The organism is Chthoniobacter sp. (assembly GCF_040003245.1).
In the GTDB taxonomy this organism is placed as follows: domain Bacteria; phylum Verrucomicrobiota; class Verrucomicrobiia; order Chthoniobacterales; family Chthoniobacteraceae; genus Chthoniobacter.
In genome coordinates, this window is sequence record NZ_JBDUCX010000137.1 from 1 (window position 1) to 17,558 (window position 17,558).

Below are 17,558 nucleotides of genomic sequence, written 5' to 3' on the forward strand. Positions count from 1 at the left end.
CCGGTGCAGCCCTTGTCGCTCAACATGTTTGGAAATTCCGCGCCTCCACCTCCACCGGATTACGCGGCCGAAATCGATGGGCTGCTCAACGCCGCCCTCCATCCCGCTGGCCCCAAACCGTCGCTGGAAGAGCGTGAAAACGTGGTGCGAAACCTCCAGCAGAAACTGCGGTCGGAAAAGGACAGCCTGATCCCCGGCGATGGGCGCGCGGCGTTGGTTTACCAAAATCAACTCAACCGCTACCTGCTGCTGCTCGACCAGGTGAAGTCCGAGCGCAAGGTGCAGATGCTGACGATGCCGGCGCCGGCGCAGCGAGATGCGACGTTCGCCCGGCCGATCGATTCCACGGTGGCCACGCGACCGCATTAATTCCCGGTGAAAAATTTCACGTCCTTGGTCGCGTGACCATCGGCGTAGAGGATGTTGACCTTGTCGCTGAGGTAGGGATGAAACCCTTCCTTGTCGAAGATGACCGGGATGTGGGTGGTATCGGTGACGAGTTGCAGAAAGTTGAGGCTGGCGACCGCCTGCCCGTTGAGCGCCACGTTCCAGCCGTAGCTGGTGCCGGTTTTCGCGGCAAAATTCTTGTTATCCGCCGGGCAGGCGAAGACGCCCTTCGCGGTCAGGTATTTGTCGAGCGTGTTGTCGATCACCGGCACGTCCTGATTTAGACTGTCGCGCGCGACTTGCAGCGTAGGCATCTTCATGTCGTTGTCATTGAGATACGCATTCAGTCCTCCGCTGATCTGCCGCAGGTTGGAAAGGCACGCCGTCGCCCGCCCGCCCTCCACCGATTTTTGGTAAACGGGATAGGCAAACGCCGAGAGGATGCCGATGACGCCGATGACGACCAACAGTTCGATGAGCGTGAAAGCGCGTCGGGCCGGGAGGTTCATCGCATGCCCTGGAGGTTTTTTTGCAACTGCTCGATGAGCGGCGCGACATCCATCTTCGTCTCCGCGCTGGCATCGCTATAAAAGGACCGGAAGCCCTGGTCGATCATCTTCTGGCCATTGGCATCGAGGTTGCGCTTGTCCTCGGGAACATCGTCGCCCTCGTGCTTTTTCACGTCGGCCAGCGCCTTGTTGACAAATTCCTTCCGCTTCTCGGGCGTCATTTTGTTGAGCGCGTCCATCATTTGCTTGAACCCGGTGGGCAGGGTGAGATCGAGGAAACGCGTCTGCTCGTCCGCAGGCAGCCCGCGGAAAAACTTATTGAGCTTCCGACTCATGCGAACCTCGCGCCGTTCCTCATAGGGGAGCTGGTTGAGATCCTTGGCGATCTTTTCCACGGTCTTGCTGCGGTCTTCCGGTGAGGCGTTGGCGACCGGGTGTTCCTCCAGATAGCGCATCACGGATTCCGGCGTGGGTTTCACGCTGTGTGCCCAATAGATGACCCCGCCCACGACGGCCCAAATGATGAGCAGCACGGCAACGAATTTGATCCAGGGCAGGCGCATGGGAGGAGTTTAGCGGAAAATACGCAGGAGGAGGAACTTTTCGCCAATCATCATCATGGTAAAGACGCCGCAGGCCAAGGGGGAGTTACGACGAACTTTTCGAACAGCGGAGGCGCCGAGGCACGGAGGGAGTGAATGTCCCGGTCTTTTCCTCCGCGTCTCAGCGCCTCGGCGGTTAAAGAGTCTTTTCATGAATCGGGCTCAGCGCTTCACGAAGCGGCCGAGCTTGCGCTTGGCCAGCGCCGACACGTCGTCGAGTTCCTCCATGCGGAGGAGCAAGGCAACGGCGAAGAAGACGGTGGCGGCGACGGCGATGGTGACGAACAACAGCAATACCCGGACGAGGAAACCCTCTTCGGACCAGCCGGCGAGCACCCAGGTATTTCCCGCCCAACAGACCAGGGCGAGGACGCCGCCGGCGACGGCCAGCTTGGCAAGGGTCACGATCATCTGCCTCGTCTCCAGGCGCTTCACCTCCTTGTGCATGAGCAGGTAGAGCAGGGCGAAATTCGTCAGCGCGACGAGGCCAGTCGAAAACGCCAGCCCGCGATGGGCCCAGCCGAGATTGAAGGTGAAAATCTGATTTAGGCCGTAGTTCACGCCGATCGAAAGGAAGCTCACCAGCATCGGCGTATTCCGTTTGCCAATGGCGTAGAACGCCGGGGCGAGCACCTTGATCCCGGCGTAGGCGCACAGGCCGATGGCGTAGAATTGGAGTGCTTCCGCAGTGTGCCCGGTATCTTCCGGGCTAAATTTGCGGCGCTCGTAGATGAGCCCGATAATGGGCCGGGCCAGCATGACCAGGCCGATCGTGGAAGGGACCGTGAGCAAAAACGCGAGCCGCATGCCCTTGGCGAGGATGCTGCGGAATTCCACCCGGTTGCCTACCGCGGCACTGCGCGTGATTACAGGCAGCGTAACCGTGCTGATCGCCACGCCGAAAATGCCGATGGGCAATTGCATCAAGCGAAAGGCATAGCTGAGCCAACTCACTGCGCCATTGCTCAAGTGGGAAGCGAAGTTGCCGTTGACCATCACATTCACCTGCACCGCGCTCGCCGCGATCACCGCCGGGCCCATGAGGAGCAGGATGCGCCGCACGCCCGGGTCGCGCCATTGAAAGTCGGGCCGAAAATGATAGCCCACCCGGCGCAGCGATGGGAATTGCACGACCAATTGCGCCAGGCCGCCGATCAAGACGCCGATCGCCATGCCCACCAGCGAACCGGTGCCGTACTGCTTCGTGCCGAAGTGCGGATCGAGCCACCACCCGAAAGCGAGGCCGCCGGCGATCGAGCCGATGTTGAAAAAAGTGGACGCCATGGCCGGCATGCCGAAGACGTTTTTGGCATTGAGCATGCCCATGACCAGCGCCGCGAGCGACACGAGCGCGATGAAGGGAAACATGATGCGCGTGAGCTTCACCGTGAGGGCCATCTTTTCCGCATCGAAGCCCCCGGCAAGCAGATGGGTGATGAGCGGCGCGCCCCAGATGCCGAGCAGGGTGACCAGGCTCATGAAGACCGCCGCGAGCGTCGCGACCTTATTGGCCAGGCGCCACGCGGCGCCGTCGCCTTCCTTGGTGATCTTCTCGGAAAAAGTGGTGATGAAGGCGGTGGACAACGCGCCCTCGGCGAAAAGATCGCGCAGCAAATTCGGAGCGCGGAACGCCGTGACGAAGGCGTCCATTTGCGCGCTGGCGCCGAAGAGCGCGGCGAAAATTTGATCGCGCAGGAGACCGAGCACGCGGCTCGACATCACGGCGAGGCTCACCAGACCCGCGGCTTTGGTACTGATCTTGTTGGCAGGCGCCGCGGGCTTTTCAGACATGTTGCGCCGAAGCCTTGCGAAGACGGTCCATGATGGCAATGCCAAGTCCACGCTCAGGCACCTGTTCGGCGATTATCATGTCGAGTCCCGCCTCATCGAGGCGGCGCATCTTGGCGAAGAGCGTCGCCGCCGCCTCGCGCAGATCACCGGTCGGCGAAAGGATTTCTTCGCAGGCGAATTCGGCGGCCGTCGATGGCGCTTGAAACGCAAGCGACCCGAGCCGCGCCGGCACTTGGTTTTCCTGATCGTAGATGAGCACGGCCACGCCCGGGGCAATGAGCCGCAGCGGCGTCCGTGGGGCATAATGACTGGCCAATTGGCCCGGCGCTTCCACGTTCACGCTGTCTTCGCCGCGCAACATCGCCGAAAAATTGACGCCGAGGCCTTCGTAGAATCGGGCGAATTCCTCTTCGGTCGGACGGTAATCCCGCGCTTCGCACAGCTCCTGGAAAACACCGCCGAGATCCTCCGGCGTGATGGGTCCCGCGCGCAGCAGGCGCAATTCCCCCGCCTCGACCTTGACGATGGTGGACTCCACGCCGTGCTCGGTGGGGCCGCCGTCCACGATGAGCGGGATGCGCTCGTCGAGTTCGCTCCGCACATGCTCGGCCGTGGTCGGGCTGATGCGGCCGAAGCGATTCGCGCTGGGCGCCGCGAGGGGGTGACCGAAATGCTCCACCACCGCGCGGAAAACCGGATGCGCGCTCATTCGCACAGCCACGGTATCGAGCCCGGCGGTCACGATATCCGGCACGATCAACTGGCGCGGGAGCACGAGCGTCAATGGGCCGGGCCAGAACTTGGTGACCAGCGCCTCGACCATCGCGCGGCTTCCATTTGGGATCTGCGTGACGCGATCGAGCCAGTCCCGGGATGGCAGGTGCACGATGAGCGGGTCGAAGAACGGTCGCTCTTTGGCCTCGAAAATCTGGAGGACCGCGTCGGGGCGCAACGCATCGGCGGCCAGCCCATAGACCGTCTCCGTCGGCAGGGCCACGGTTTGTCCATCCGCGAGCACGCCGGCAGCCGCCTTCACGGCCGCTGAGAGCCGGCGCGGCGTATTGGTGGCGAGGATTTGTGTTTCCACTCAGCGGGCAGTCTTCGCGGGCGCCCGGCGTTTCGCGGCCGGCGCACCTGCTTTGATCAACGCCGCGCGCGCATCCAGGGCATGGTGCATGGCTTCTTCCGCGGAACTCCCAAAAGCCACCAGATGCCCCATTTTGCGCCCCGGGCGCGGCTCCGCTTTGCCGTAAAGATGGATCTTCACCCGCGGCATCGCCGCCGCCGCCGCCCAATTGGGCTCGCCCTTCGCCCAGAGATCGCCAAGCAGGTTCACCATGGCCGCGGGCCGCAGCGATTCAGTGCTGCCCAGCGGCAGACCGCAGACGGCGCGCAACTGCTGCTCGAACTGGCTCGTGATGCTGGCGTCGAAAGAAAAATGGCCGCTGTTGTGCGGGCGGGGCGCGAGTTCATTGATGAGCAGCGCGCCATCCTTGAGCAGAAACATCTCGACCGCGAGGAGGCCCACAAGGCCGAGCTTTTCGGCGACTTCGCCGGCGAGCACCCGCGCCTGCACATCCACCTCGGCGTCGATCCCCGCCGGCACGACCGTGACATCGAGGATGTGATTGCGATGCAAATTCTCACACACCGGGTAGGCGGCCATCTGACCATCCGCGCCCCGCGCCACGATGACCGAGACTTCCTTTTCGAATTCCACGAACTGCTCCAGCACGGCATGGCCGCCGCCGAATTCCTCCCACACCTTCGCCGGGTCTTCGCGCCGCTCGATCTTGCGCTGGCCCTTGCCGTCGTAACCGAAGGCCGCCGTCTTGAGCACCGCGGGGACACCCAGGTGCGTGAGCGCATCCGCCAGTTCGGCGGCGCTATTGACCGGCATGAAACGCGGCAACGGCAGGCCTGCGCCCGCGAGGAACTGCTTCTCGCGCAGCCGATGCTGGCAGATGTGCAGGACATTCGCCGAAGGGCGCACCTCGCAGAACTCCGCCGCCCATTCCACGGTCTGCGTCGGCACATTTTCAAACTCGAATGTCAGCACATCGATCCCGCGGGCAAAATCGCGCACCGCTTCCGCGTCGTCGTAACGCGCCGCCACCTCCCGGTCTGCCAGTTGGCCGGTCGGCGTGTCTTCATCCGGTGAAAACGTGTGGACGCGATAGCCCATGCGCCGCGCGGCGATGGCAAACATGCGCCCGAGCTGGCCGCCGCCCATCACGCCGATGGTGCTGCCGGGGAGATAGATGCGTGGGGAAGGCATAGGCGTTTTTCCGTAAAGGGGTTGGCGGACAACGTACTACGGCAGCCGTGCCGCCAGCACAGACGAAGTCTGGTGCTCGCGATAACGGTCGAGGGCGCCGCGTAGTTCCGGGTCATTCAGGGCGAGGATGCTGATCGCGAGCAAACCGGCATTCTTCGCTCCCGCTTCGCCGATGGCCAGCGTGCCGACCGGAATCCCCGCTGGCATTTGCACGATCGAAAGTAGCGAATCCATCCCCCGCAAGACCTTGCTCTCCACCGGCACCCCGAGCACGGGCAGCGGCGTGTGGGCGGCGATCATGCCCGGCAGATGCGCCGCACCGCCGGCACCGGCAATGATGACCTGAATCCCCCGCCCGGCCGCGTCGCGCGCAAACTCCGCCATCAAGACCGGCGTACGGTGCGCGGAGACGACGCGCTGCTCGTGCGGGACGCCAAATTTCTCCAGCATTTCCGAGGCATGACGCAGCGTCTCCCAGTCGGAAGTGCTGCCCATGACGACGGCAACGAGGGGGTTGGTGGAACTCATAGGGGCTGCATTGGAGCGTGGCCCGCGGCGCGAGGCAATGCCGAATGCCTTTGGCACGCGCCATCAGTTTGGGCAAGAATGCCCGGGCATGCGCAACAACATCGTCTTCATCGGCTTCATGGGCAGTGGCAAGACGTCCATCGGACGACTGGTCGCGCATCGCCTGGGCTTTCAGTTCATCGATACCGATGCCGTGGTGGTGGAACGGGCGGGGATGCAGGTCGCGGAAATCTTCGCCCGGCACGGTGAGCCGTGGTTTCGCGAACAGGAAACCGCCGTCCTGCGCTCGCTCGGCAACCTGAATCGCGCCGTCTTTTCCACGGGCGGCGGCATCGTCCTGCGCCCGGAGAATCGGGAACTCCTCCGCGAACTCGGCCTCGTCGTCTGGCTGACCGCCAGCGAAGAGGTCATTTTCGAGCGCGTTTCACGCAACAAGAAGCGCCCCTTGCTGCAAACCGACGACCCGCGCGCCACGGTGCACGAGTTGCTCGAGCAACGCCGCCCGCTCTACGAGGGGGCCGCCCAGTTCACGCTCGATTCGTCAACGCTCGCGCATGACGACGCCGCGAACGTGGTGATCGCCGAGGCGCGCCGCGCCTTTTCGTGGCAGACTGTGACGTGAAAGAAGAGCTCGCCACGCTCGCCCAGCAACTCGGTTTTGACGTCTGCCGCATCGCCGCCTGCGTCACCCCGCCACATGCCGCAGAGTTCCGGGCCTGGCTGGCCGACGGGCGCGCGGGCGAAATGGCGTGGCTGGAGCGCAACGAGCAGCGGCGCACGGACCCGCAGCAGGTGCTGCCGGGCGCCCGCAGCATCATCGTGCTGGCGATGAACTATTGGAGCGGCGAAGGCGAAAAGCCGGATGGCCAGGCGCACGGGCGCATCGCCCAATACGCTTGGGGCGATGACTATCATGACGTGATCGAAAAGAAGCTGCGCACGCTCGACGAATGGCTCATCTCCCGCGGCGGGCGGCAGCGCTGCTATGTCGATACCGGCCCGGTGCTCGAGCGCGACCTCGCGGCGGTCGCCGGCGCGGGCTGGCAGGGCAAGAGCACGATGCTCATTCATCCGAAGCTCGGCACCTGGTTCTTCCTCGCGGAAATCCTCACCACGCTCGACTTCGCCCCCGATGCCCCGATGGCCGACCACTGCGGCCGGTGCACCCGCTGCATCGACGCCTGCCCCACCGGCGCCATCACCGCGCCACGCCAGCTCGACGCCCGGCGCTGCATCTCCTACCTCACCATTGAAAACAAGGGCGCGATCCCCGAGGAATTCCGCGAGGCCATGGGCGACCGCATTTACGGCTGCGACGATTGCCTCACCGCCTGCCCGTGGAACCGCTTTGCCCAGGCTTCCAGCGAGAGCGCTTTTGCCGCGCGCGAGTACGTCCACGGCTGGGCGCTGCGCGATTTCCTCGCGCTGGACGACGACAGCTTCCGCCAGCTCTTCCGCAAATCCCCCATCAAGCGCATCAAGCGCCGCGGCTTCCTGCGCAACGTCTGTGTCGCCCTCGGCAACATCGGCACCCGCGACGATCTGCCCGCCCTCGAAAAAGCCGCGCACGATCCCGAGCCCCTCATCGTCGAGCACGCGCAGTGGGCCATCGCGCGCATCCGGACTCGAAACGGGGAGTAGGATTAGAGGAATCAGGAAAACAGGAAAAAGGAGGGCGGGCGGAGGCGTTTCGTCCGATTCCTGATTCATCCCTCTTTTGAAAACCGGGATCGCCCGGTTTCAGCAGATTCATCACGAGATTGGGTAAGCCCGATGGCCGATGGCCAATGTCACAATTCTTCGGCACTGCGAAATCCGCTCGTCATTCGGCATTCATCGTTCGACATTTTCCACCCCCATGCCCACCGAAGCTCACGTCACCCCTATCTGGAAGAAACAGAAGCTTTTTATTGCCATCTTCTTCATTGGCTTTGGCCTCTACTTTTTTTGGGATGGCGCGATCGGCTATCCCGCGGCTGACCGACGCTACCACGAGTGGAAAAAATACAATGACGCAGGCACACTGGCCGACTGGCCGGCCGTGGCTCAGGAACACGGTTGGAAAAGCGACGAATGGAAGGCGTGGCTGAATGACCCTCACCAACAGGGACGCGTTCCAGCCGATTATCACGGACACGCCAAGATTGTGGAGCAGTTCGCCTGCGGCGGGTTTGCGCTCGTCCTCGGCCTCATCGTCCTCACTTATTGGCTGACGCAAAAGGGCCGTGTCCTCCGCACCGACGAAGCAGCTGTCTATTCACCCGCCGGCACGCGCATCCCCTTCGACGCCATCACGGGGCTGGGCAAAAAAAAATGGGAGAACAAAGGCTACGCGACGGTCCGCTACAAGATCAATGGCCGGGAGGGCCGCTTCCTGCTCGACGACTACAAATTCGACCGCGACGCCACGCACGCGATCCTCGCCGAAATCGAGGAAAAGCTGATCGCCGGCGCGAAGAAGTGAGTCGCGGGTTTGCCCCGCGTCACTAAGGAGCGAGATGGGCCAGCCCCGGGAGATTGCTGCCGATGGCGACCCGCTTCCCCTTCGCATTGTGGACGCTGATCATGTAGCCGCGATACTCTCCCGCTCCGGTGACGCTGGAGATCCCATAGGTGGCTCCATTGGTTCGCACAAAGCTCTTATCGTCCTGAAGCTTGAAGTGGTAGGGGTGAGCGGCATCGCACGTGAAGCTCAGTTTGTTGCCCGGCAAGACAGGAACGAGGGTGTTATGCCCTCGCCGTTCCGCAATCCAATAGCAGGTCGCGGTCAGCGCGATGCCCTTGGGTGAGTTCGTCGAAATGGTTCCGCCCAGAGGCAGATGCGCCTCGCCATTGCCAAAGTTGGTTCCATTCGGACCGCCCGCATTGACCCAAAACTTCAGTTCGTCCTCGGTCAATGGTTTCGGGGGCGGCGTGGGCGTGGGCCCGGGGACAAGAGGAAAAAACGCCAGCTTCATCGCCGGGTCGGCGCTGTTGGTCACGGAAGGAAGACCGCCGACCGCCTGGAGCATTTCGTGGAATTGCGTCTCGGCTCCCCCGAGGAAGATCTGCGCTTCCGCGACCCGCCGGTCCCATTGATCCGCGTTGGTGCCCCGCTGCATGCCCAATTCCCTCTCTTGTAACATGCCGATGATCATCTGGGCCATGCTCGCGGCAGAATTATAGATCGGGCGCCACTCCACCGGGCTTTTCGTGCCTTCCGTGATCAGGCCGACCTTGAGCAGCGTGGCATTCTCCCGCACCGACGGGGGCGCGGGAATATTCAATGGCGCGAGCGCCCAGCCTTTCGCCCTCGGCAACTGCTCCACGAAATTGGCCAATTGCACCGGCTGACTGGCGGCAGGCAGCGCACTGGCCGGCGTCGCCGCAGGCTTGCTGATGGCGGCGCCGCTCAGTTCCTTGATCCGCAGGTTGCGGAAATGCACGCCGCCCTTCCAATGCGTTTGCAGACCGATAAAGCCGCTCGTCGCACGGTTACCCACGGCATCGTTCACCAGTTGATCGTTAATCCGCACGGCATATCGCTGTCCGACCGCGATGATCTCCAGTCGATTCCATGCTCCTTTGAGAACTGCCGTGGTGTTCGTCGGCGGTCGCAACTGCACGATTCCTCCCGTCCGCAGGGACGGCCCAGCCGGATCGATATGTTCGCCGAGCCGGATTTGGTAGCCAGTGTCGTCCGCCTTGCTCGCCTCGGGACTGGGGACCCGCACGTACACTCCCGAATCGGCCTCGGCGGAATCCGTCTGGAACTCCACCCGCAGCGCGAAATCGGAGAACTGTTGTGCCTTATAAAAACAAACGCCGTAGTAACCGAACTTTCCGCCGTGCTGCGGAAGCGTCCACCGGGAAGATACGATTCCATTTTCCCTGCGTATTTCGCCAGGTCCCTTCTGGATCCAATCGACCGCATGGGTGCCATCGAGCAGCGGCACAAAACCCTGCTCCGCAGCGATCGGAGCGGGCGTCGCCGGCGGCACACTGCGCTCGATCGGTTTGTCAGGGACGGCGGCTGGCGTGGCCTTTGCCTGAATGGGCTGCGCTGCGGGAAGCGTCGTCGTCACGCTCGAATTGCTGGCCGCCACCGGCCCGGCCTTCACCCATCCGTTGACGATGTCTTTGCCGTCGTCGCGGCAGCCGGTGAAGTAATCCAGGCCAAAGTGAAAGGTCATAGATATTTGCTTACCGTCGTCGAACTCCAGTCCGACATATTTCGATCCCACGATTTTCCAGCGAGCCTTCATTGATGTCGAAGTCGTCATCGTTCCATCGCTCCAAAAGACGACTTCCTTCCACGCAAACGATTCGGACCCCACGCCTGTCCACGTCCAGGTATGTGCCAGAAGCGCCTTTTTCAACGCCTCGCGTTCGCCAGCAGTTGCGGCGGAGGACGCCTGCGGCGTGTTTCCCAGTACAGGTGGCGTGGCATTCGAAGTAGGTGTGGGCGACGGCGACACCATCGCAATATCCGGCAACGACGACGGCTTCGGACCCGCCGGAGCGGAGACTTGCGGAGCAGCAGTCGGGACCGGGGCAGAGTCCAGCACCACACGGAAACCGAAGTTATCGGAGCGATTGTGGGGCAGTTCGATGTAGTGGGATGAGGAGCGCAGATAGACTTCTGAATTGGCCCGCCACGATCCCCCGCGCAACACTCGGTAGGGGATGCCGTTGGGCGCTCGTTCCGTCCTCAGGAATCCATTGTAGTTGAAGACGTCGGGGTCGTTCATGGTGGCCCGATACTCGTCCGCACACCATTGCCACACGTTTCCGCTCATGTCGTAAAGCCCGTAGCGGTTGGCGGTGAATTTTCCCACCGGCGATGTCTTGGGAAAATTGTCCGCTTGCACCTTGGGATCGAAATTCCCCGCCTCCTGCGGGGGCGGCCAGGTTGTTCCCCAAGGATATTTTTGGTTACCCACGGCCCTGCTCCATTCGGCATCGGTGGGCAAGCGGTACTTCCTTCCTTCCTTCCTGCTCAACCAGACACAAAATCCATTCGCACTCTCCCAGCTTACATTGATTGCCGGGTCCGTCGGCCCCTGCGGAAAATCCGGCCGCGGCCATTCCCGCGCTGTTTCCTCGGCAAATATCCGGTAATCTTGGACTCGGGTGTCCCAAATACTGAAAAGCACCGCCGTCCCCAGCACCGGGACAAACTTCATCCCTAATGAGTTGACGAACGGTTTTTCTTTCGTCGCGGTCGACAATGGCTGATTGGCCGTCAAGACGCCACTGCCCTGCCTGGAAGAAGCACGCGGGCTTTTTCCCCACCAGAAAAACGCCGCCACCGACAAAAGCAGGAGCGCCACCGAAGCGAGCGCCGCGAGCCCCAGCACCATGCGCCAGACCTTGCCCAAACGGGCGGGAGTCGGCGCCACCTGTTTGGGCGCGGGCGCGGAAGGTAACGGCGTGGTCCGGATATGCTCCACGGCTGTCTTCATCTCGCTGGCCTTTTGATAACGGCGCTCCGGCTCGGATTGGAGCGCCTTCAGCACCACTTCGTCGATCCGCACATCGACCCGCACTTTGCGTGATGGGGGATCGAATACTCCCCGGGGTGTCCGACCGGTCAGCATCTCGTAAAACATCACGCCGAGCGCAAAGATGTCCGAGCGATGATCCGCCTTCCCGGCACCGTCGCGCTGCTCGGGCGCCATGTAATCGGGCGTGCCCATGATCACGTTGGTATTGGTCAGCGCGGAAGAACCCTCCTCTTGCGGCGGTCGCGACAGTCCGAAGTCCGCCAGCTTCACGTAGCCATCCTTGGTGATGAGCACATTCTCCGGCTTGATGTCGCGATGGACGATCCCTTCGCGATGCGCCGCCTGGAGCGCATCGCAAAGCTGGCCGACAACGGCGAGCGCCTGTTCCGGGTCCAGCCCCGGCCCCTTGAGGATACGGCGCAGGTCCGTGCCATCGATATACTCCATGACGAAGTAGAGATGCCCTTCACTCGTTCGGCCGAAATCGTGGATGGTCACGATGCGCGAATGCTGGAGCCTGGCCAGCGTGCGCGCTTCGCGTTCGAAGCGGGTGACGAATTGCGCGTCTGCCGCGATCTCCGCGGGCAGCAGCTTGATGGCCACCGGGCGATCCAGGTTCAGTTGGATGCCCTTGTAAACCGCACCCATGCCACCCCGACCGATGAGCTTCTCAATCCGGTATTGCGGCAGCAACCGCCCCACCGTTTCCGGCGTCGGCGGCTCCCAGCCACCAGTGCTGACGGAGGGTTTCACCGTATGCAACCCGCGAGCCAGCAACTCGCCGGGATCGAGCCCGCCGAGATGGGAGGGCCCGTCAGCGGGCGGCTTCGCAGCGCCAGGATTTTCGTCAGCCATGATTTTTGCCGTGGGAAGTTTACGTGAAAACCGATTCGCGGAAGCGCCCCGGTTCTATCAAGTCCTACGGAATCTGCCAGCCCGGGTTGCAGTCACTTTCCTCAAAGTAAGTTTTCAAATTGAAAACCGATGGCAAGCCGGGAGCGCGGGACTAGAGCAGTTCAACTAAAACTATAGCCACCGCTCGTGGTTAACGCAGAGGGCCGAGGAGGCAGAGTCTTTTTCTCCCTCTGCGGCCCTCTCTCGCTCCTCTGCGCCCTCTGCGTTAAATTCCCGGTCGTCATTCGCCAGGCGCGGCTACGACATTCATTGAACCCCGCTAGTCAGTCGCAGCAGCCGGTCAATTCATTGGATGGTCAGAAAGACCAGGATCGATCCTGCCGTTCCGTTGCCGCCCGACGCCGCGTCAAAACTGCCCATGAAGACGCTCTCGCCGCGCTTCACGTGATGCGAGGTGCGCAAGGACTGTTCGCCATACAGCATGTGGGCTTCCACATCCAGCTCGCTCCCTTGTTTGGCCACCTGCGCCATGAATTTCATGACTCCATCGCTGGTCGCCATGGCGCCGATTTTCGTTTGGACGCTCGGGTTGGCCATGATCGTCGCTTGATTGCGGGCCACGAGTTCCTGAAGTCGGACTAGCGTTTCGCGCACCCCGCTGTGCAAATCCGATGAGGCCATCAGAGCGTCCGCGGCGTTTTTGGGCACGTTGAAAACGCGCGCCCGCACCATCACTTGTTCCTGGGCGTGAAGGAGCGGGGAGGCGAGACAGAGCGCGGCGAGGAAAAGCAGGAGGCGGTGGATGTTTGTTTTCATGGTCATGGGTTGGTTGGTTTGGCAGAGGTTCATTTGTTAGGTGCGGCGGGTGTCGTCTGCGTGCACGCGAGCATGAGGTTCACCAGCGGTTGCGGCAGGAACAGGGTGACCGTGCGCTTGATTTGCGGGCTCGTGGTGTGGACCACGATGCGATGGCCGGCCCCGCGATCGTCGAAGACCTGCGTGATGATCTGGACGCGCGGCTGGCCCTTCACCTCCGCGTTCACGTAGTCGATCACGTGCCAGTTTCCGGGCAGGCTCGGCCAGTCTTGCCTCCACGAACCGTGCTCCTGGAGAAACTCGATGCAGACCACCTGGCTGCGGATGTCCTTCACGATAAAGAGGTGATTGTAGGCGTGGTTGTTGAACACCCAGCGCCCATCGTAGCGAACCCAGTTCAAGCCTTCCGGAAAGCCCGCGCAGGCAATCTTGTCGCCGTTCCTCATCCCGGTATTGAACGGCACCAGGATCTTCTCCACGTCGCGCCACGGCGTGAGATAGCGGATGCCCGGATAAATGAAGGCCTCCGGATGCGGCGCACCATCGTCGCTCGCCTTGCCAAAGCGGGCGAGCACCGCGTGCACATCCCCGAGTTCCTGGCTATGGCCGCCGGTCGCCATGAGCACGGAGGTGTGATCTTCGCTGATGCCGGCAATGGCGATGCCCGGCGTACCGCCCGGCGGCACCGGGGTGGACCCCGGCACTGCGGCGTAAAGGGCCTGCTGCGTGAAGGCCGCCATCGGCCACAACGCCACTGCGGCCATAATCAATGTGGGAATGCGTGAAGGCTGGATTTTCATAGGTCGCTCTCGATGCCCGTAGGACTTTTGTTAGTTGCCCCGCGCGGCCACGGTTCCCGTGCAGCACGCCTTGGGCGGTTGGTTTCTACCCAGTCCTTAGGATTCCCTCCGCCGGGGTTGCACCCCCTCCGCAACTTTTAAAAGAAAGTCGCCGCCGCTACCTCAGACGCAGCCGATCAACTCCGAAAGTTCCGCGCGAATCTCCTCCGGCGTAGGGTCGTCGAGCGTCGCCGCGACTTGTTCCATGAGCAGGGCACGCCAGCGTTCGCGCAAGCGGAAGACGAGGTTCTTGAGCGTGCCGATGGGCACCCCGAGTTCGGGCGAGAGTTCTTCATACGATTTCACCGCGCCGGTGCCGAAGCCGAGAAACGGACGCAGCGCGGCAAACATATCCGCCTTGCCTTGCGCGCCGTACTCCGTGGCCAGCATCTGGAGCGTTTGATCGAGGAGCGTGAGCGCCCAGCGCCGCTGGAAGAGGCGGTCGGGCGTCAATTCATCCATCGGCTCGATCGCGTAGCGTTCCTCCGCCTGCACGGCGTCGAAACTCGAGGTCACGGCGGCGCCGCGTTTTTGCGCGTTGGCCCGGTCGTGATCATCGGACAAAAAGTGACGCACGCACGAGAGCAGGAAGGTGCGCAGCTTGCCCTTCGCCGGGTCGGCATCGGCAAGAATCCCCTTCTCCAACAGCCGCAGGATGAATCCTTGCGTGAGATCCTCGGCATCGTGCGGGCCTTTGCCCGAGCGGCGGACGAACGCGTAGATCGGATACCAATATCCGGCGCACAAGGTCGCCAAAGCCTCACGCGCTTTCGCATCATCACTCCCCACCGCCCGCCGCACCGTCGTCCAACGCGTCGTTTGGAAAGAGTGTGGTGCGACCGGGGGAGGCATGGGAAGTGACTAATGACCGGAAGGACGCACGACGAGAAGCCTTTCGTACTGCACCTTCATTCGACGGTCATCCTCCTTCACCCTATCGGTGTCCCCCAGGCCGGGCCTCCATTGGCTCCATTGGCTTGGTTGGTTCCATTGGCTCTGTTGCGAAAAAGTGGCATTTTTTGGCAAATAAAAAATGCCCTTTCTGCCCTGGCCCCAAAATCGAGCGCGTCTACTTCTTCCGCCGCGCGCCGAAGCTATAGCCCCGCGCCGTCCGCACGCCCTTGCCGACGCCGCCCGCGGGGATGTCGGATTCGTTGAAGAGCGCGGTGTAGAGGTAGTTGAAGCCTTCCAGCTTCACCCGCTTGATCCCCGTCCCGATGAACCGCTCGATCGAACGCACATGGTCGATCTCCTCCGCCGTGAAAATCGTCACCGCATCGCCCACCTGGAGCGCGCGCCCCGTCCGCCCGATGCGATGCACGTAATCCTCGGGATGCTGCGGCACGTCATAGTTCACCACGTGCGACACGCCCGCGATATCCAGTCCGCGCGCGGCGATATCCGTCGCCACCATGACCTCGTACTTGCCGCTCTTGAATCCCGCCAGCGCATCCTCGCGCTCGCTCTGCGTGCGATTGGAATGCAGCACGGCCACGGAGTGCTTCAAGTCCTTGAGCTGATGGGCCACGCGATCGGCCATCACTTTCGTGCTGGTGAAGATGATCGCCGAATCGAATTTCGTGTGCTCGAGCAATGCGATGAGCAGCTCGAACTTCTGGTCCTTCGCCACGGGATACAGCGCATGCGTCACGGTCTCTGCCGGGGAACGCCGCTGCCCGATCTCCACTTGCTCGGGATCCTTGAGCAGCCACTTCGTCATCGTCTCCAGCTCCGGCGGAAGTGTGGCCGAGAAGAACAGCGTTTGCCGTTTCTTGGGCAGCCGATCCACGATCCGGCGCACTTGCGGGAGAAAGCCCATGTCGAGCATGCGGTCCACTTCATCCAGCACCAGGTATTCGATGTCATCCAGCTTCGCGGTCCCGTCCTCGATGAAATCCAGCAACCGCCCGGGCGTCGCCACCATCACGTCCACGCCCTTCTGCAAAAACTCCCGCTGCTTGCCATAGCCCACACCACCGTAGACCAACCCCACCGTCACATCCATGAAGCGCGCAAAGTCCCGGAAAGCCGTCTCCACCTGCGCCGCCAGCTCGCGAGTGGGCTCGAGGATGAGCGCGCGCATTTTGCCATGGGTCTTCAGCATCGAAAGGATGGGCAGGCCAAACGCGGCTGTCTTCCCGGTGCCCGTCTGGGCCGAGCCCATCATATCCTTGCCGGCGAGAATGAGCGGAAAAGCGCGTAATTGGATGGGTGTAGGATCGACATAGCCCATCGATTCCACACCGCGAACGACCTCATCGAGGAGGCCAAAATCTTTAAATGACATTGCCTCAACCTGCGCACCGTTGTGCCGCATGTCCAGCATGGACTCAGCGGGGGAAAAGGGAGGCCTGTTCGCCGGAGCTTAGGCCGCCAGAACTTGCTGCACCGCGGCGATCAGCGACTCACTCCGATACGGCTTTTGCAAATACTCGGCGCGGTTTGCCGCCAGCGTCTCCGGCGAGACGGATTCACGGCAGTGCCCCGAGACGAAAAGGATCCGCAAGTGCGGCATCTTCTTCGCCAGGATTTCCGCCAGTTGCACGCCATTGATCCGCGGCATGACCACGTCCGTGATCAGCGCCTGGATGCCCATCCCGTGTTTCTCGGCGAGGACCATCGCCTCTTCGGCGTCGGGCGCCGAGATGACATGGTAGCCCCTGCCCTCCAGCATAATGGTGGCCAGCTCGCGGATCTCCTCTTCATCTTCCACCAGCAGGATCGTTTCCCCACCGGAGCCCGCCACCATCGCCGCCGCCGCCGGCTCCGGCGCAGCCGCCTCGACCGGCTTCTCCGTCACCGGAATGTAGAGGCAGAAGCTCGTGCCCACGCCGACTTCGCTCTCCACCTCGAGGAACCCGCCCGCTTGCTTCACGATGCCGAAGACCGTGGCGAGCCCCAGGCCGGTACCGCGTCCCGCGGGCTTGGTGGTGAAGAACGGTTCGAAAATGCGCGCCTTCGTCTCCGCATCCATGCCGCAGCCCGAATCGCTCACCTTCAACTGGATCCATTCCGCCGCCGTGGCCTCGTGTCGCAATTGCGTCTCGGGATCCACGGTGGCGCGGAAAGTCGCCATGGTCAGCGTGCCCGAGCCGTTCATGGCATCGCGCGCATTGACCGCCAGGTTCACCAGCACCTGTTGGAGTTGATTGGCGTTGCCCACGATCTGCGGCAACTCGGGGTCGAGATCCAGTTTCACCGCGATGTTCACGCCGATGAGCCGCCGCACGAGGGTCGCGGTCTCTTCCACGCACTCGTTCAGGTTCAGCGCTTCCACCTCGCGCACCTCGTTGCGGCTGAAGGTCAGCAACGGCCGCGTCAACGCCGCCGCGCTTTCCCCGGCCTTCCAGATCGTGCGCAGGAACTGCATGGATTCATGATCCGGACGGAGGTGCAACATGGCGCACTCCGTGCCGCCGAGGATCACGGTGAGCAGGTTGTTGAAATCGTGGGCGATGGAGCCGGCG

Annotated in this window: 16 protein-coding genes; 4 read left to right on the top strand and 12 right to left on the bottom strand. The window is 62.5% G+C overall.

Going from position 1 to position 17,558, the window contains the following annotated elements; all coding sequences use genetic code 11:
- Positions 1-369 (top strand): hypothetical protein (locus tag ABJF10_RS18460; RefSeq protein WP_348546073.1); only part of this gene is annotated, 369 nt, incomplete at its 5' end.
- On the opposite strand, the gene ABJF10_RS18465 is transcribed toward ABJF10_RS18460, so the two are convergent.
- The 6 genes from ABJF10_RS18465 to purE form a co-directional block, all read right to left on the bottom strand.
- A complete protein-coding gene (locus ABJF10_RS18465) occupies positions 366-896 on the bottom strand; it encodes a type II secretion system protein (RefSeq protein ID WP_348546074.1) in 531 nt (176 codons plus the stop codon). The two genes, ABJF10_RS18460 and ABJF10_RS18465, sit on opposite strands and share 4 nt — an antisense overlap.
- Entirely contained in the window at positions 893-1,459 is a 567-nt protein-coding gene (locus ABJF10_RS18470; RefSeq protein ID WP_348546075.1) for a hypothetical protein, read from the bottom strand. Before ABJF10_RS18470 ends, ABJF10_RS18465 begins: the two co-directional genes overlap by 4 nt.
- 201 nt (positions 1,460-1,660) lie before the next feature.
- Positions 1,661-3,289, bottom strand: a complete 1,629-nt coding sequence (gene murJ, locus ABJF10_RS18475; RefSeq protein WP_348546076.1) for a murein biosynthesis integral membrane protein MurJ — start codon at positions 3,287-3,289, stop codon at positions 1,661-1,663.
- On the bottom strand, positions 3,282-4,376 hold the full coding sequence (locus ABJF10_RS18480; RefSeq protein WP_348546077.1) for an L-threonylcarbamoyladenylate synthase: 1,095 nt from the start codon (positions 4,374-4,376) through the stop codon (positions 3,282-3,284). The genes murJ and ABJF10_RS18480 overlap by 8 nt, the downstream gene beginning before the upstream one ends.
- The gene (locus ABJF10_RS18485; protein ID WP_348546078.1) at positions 4,377-5,567 is read right to left on the bottom strand and encodes a 5-(carboxyamino)imidazole ribonucleotide synthase; all 1,191 of its coding nucleotides are present in this window, start codon (positions 5,565-5,567) and stop codon (positions 4,377-4,379) included.
- Positions 5,568-5,603: 36 nt separating this feature from the next.
- Positions 5,604-6,095 carry a 5-(carboxyamino)imidazole ribonucleotide mutase gene (gene purE / locus ABJF10_RS18490; RefSeq protein ID WP_348546079.1) on the bottom strand — a complete coding sequence of 164 codons (492 nt, stop codon included), beginning with the start codon at positions 6,093-6,095 and terminating at the stop codon, positions 5,604-5,606.
- A gap of 88 nt (positions 6,096-6,183) precedes the next feature.
- On the opposite strand from purE, the gene ABJF10_RS18495 reads away from it, so the two are divergent.
- From ABJF10_RS18495 to ABJF10_RS18505, 3 genes are all read left to right on the top strand, one after another.
- Complete coding sequence (locus ABJF10_RS18495; protein WP_348546080.1) at positions 6,184-6,717, top strand: shikimate kinase; 534 nt, start codon at positions 6,184-6,186, stop codon at positions 6,715-6,717.
- Positions 6,714-7,736 carry a tRNA epoxyqueuosine(34) reductase QueG gene (queG, locus tag ABJF10_RS18500; RefSeq protein WP_348546081.1) on the top strand — a complete coding sequence of 341 codons (1,023 nt, stop codon included), beginning with the start codon at positions 6,714-6,716 and terminating at the stop codon, positions 7,734-7,736. The genes ABJF10_RS18495 and queG overlap by 4 nt, the downstream gene beginning before the upstream one ends.
- A gap of 217 nt (positions 7,737-7,953) precedes the next feature.
- Positions 7,954-8,559, top strand: coding sequence for a hypothetical protein (locus tag ABJF10_RS18505; protein WP_348546082.1), 606 nt, complete (start codon positions 7,954-7,956; stop codon positions 8,557-8,559).
- A gap of 22 nt (positions 8,560-8,581) precedes the next feature.
- On the opposite strand, the gene ABJF10_RS18510 is transcribed toward ABJF10_RS18505, so the two are convergent.
- The 6 genes from ABJF10_RS18510 to ABJF10_RS18535 all read right to left on the bottom strand — a co-directional run.
- A complete protein-coding gene (locus ABJF10_RS18510) occupies positions 8,582-12,436 on the bottom strand; it encodes an SUMF1/EgtB/PvdO family nonheme iron enzyme (protein WP_348546083.1) in 3,855 nt (1,284 codons plus the stop codon).
- A 345-nt stretch (positions 12,437-12,781) separates the two neighbouring features.
- Entirely contained in the window at positions 12,782-13,252 is a 471-nt protein-coding gene (locus ABJF10_RS18515; RefSeq protein ID WP_348546084.1) for a hypothetical protein, read from the bottom strand.
- Positions 13,253-13,281: 29 nt separating this feature from the next.
- Positions 13,282-14,052 (bottom strand): hypothetical protein, encoded by a 771-nt coding sequence (locus ABJF10_RS18520; protein WP_348546085.1) that lies wholly within the window; start codon positions 14,050-14,052, stop codon positions 13,282-13,284.
- A gap of 162 nt (positions 14,053-14,214) precedes the next feature.
- Entirely contained in the window at positions 14,215-14,943 is a 729-nt protein-coding gene (locus ABJF10_RS18525) for an RNA polymerase sigma factor (protein ID WP_348546086.1), read from the bottom strand.
- 217 nt (positions 14,944-15,160) lie between these two features.
- Positions 15,161-16,378, bottom strand: a complete 1,218-nt coding sequence (locus ABJF10_RS18530) for a DEAD/DEAH box helicase (protein ID WP_348546087.1) — start codon at positions 16,376-16,378, stop codon at positions 15,161-15,163.
- A gap of 78 nt (positions 16,379-16,456) precedes the next feature.
- Positions 16,457-17,558 (bottom strand): ATP-binding protein (locus tag ABJF10_RS18535; RefSeq protein ID WP_348546088.1); only part of this gene is annotated, 1,102 nt, incomplete at its 5' end.

Excerpts from the sequence above, each read along its gene's own strand:
- ABJF10_RS18465 (WP_348546074.1), bottom strand. The coding sequence starts at position 896 with ATGAACCTCCCGGCCCGACGCGCTTTCACGCTCATCGAACTGTTGGTC.
- ABJF10_RS18470 (WP_348546075.1), bottom strand. The coding sequence starts at position 1,459 with ATGCGCCTGCCCTGGATCAAATTCGTTGCCGTGCTGCTCATCATTTGG.
- murJ (WP_348546076.1), bottom strand. The coding sequence starts at position 3,289 with ATGTCTGAAAAGCCCGCGGCGCCTGCCAACAAGATCAGTACCAAAGCC.
- ABJF10_RS18485 (WP_348546078.1), bottom strand. The coding sequence starts at position 5,567 with ATGCCTTCCCCACGCATCTATCTCCCCGGCAGCACCATCGGCGTGATG.
- purE (WP_348546079.1), bottom strand. The coding sequence starts at position 6,095 with ATGAGTTCCACCAACCCCCTCGTTGCCGTCGTCATGGGCAGCACTTCC.
- ABJF10_RS18495 (WP_348546080.1), top strand. The coding sequence starts at position 6,184 with ATGCGCAACAACATCGTCTTCATCGGCTTCATGGGCAGTGGCAAGACG.
- ABJF10_RS18505 (WP_348546082.1), top strand. The coding sequence starts at position 7,954 with ATGCCCACCGAAGCTCACGTCACCCCTATCTGGAAGAAACAGAAGCTT.
- ABJF10_RS18510 (WP_348546083.1), bottom strand. The coding sequence starts at position 12,436 with ATGGCTGACGAAAATCCTGGCGCTGCGAAGCCGCCCGCTGACGGGCCC.
- ABJF10_RS18515 (WP_348546084.1), bottom strand. The coding sequence starts at position 13,252 with ATGAAAACAAACATCCACCGCCTCCTGCTTTTCCTCGCCGCGCTCTGT.
- ABJF10_RS18520 (WP_348546085.1), bottom strand. The coding sequence starts at position 14,052 with ATGAAAATCCAGCCTTCACGCATTCCCACATTGATTATGGCCGCAGTG.
- ABJF10_RS18525 (WP_348546086.1), bottom strand. The coding sequence starts at position 14,943 with ATGCCTCCCCCGGTCGCACCACACTCTTTCCAAACGACGCGTTGGACG.
- ABJF10_RS18530 (WP_348546087.1), bottom strand. The coding sequence starts at position 16,378 with ATGTCATTTAAAGATTTTGGCCTCCTCGATGAGGTCGTTCGCGGTGTG.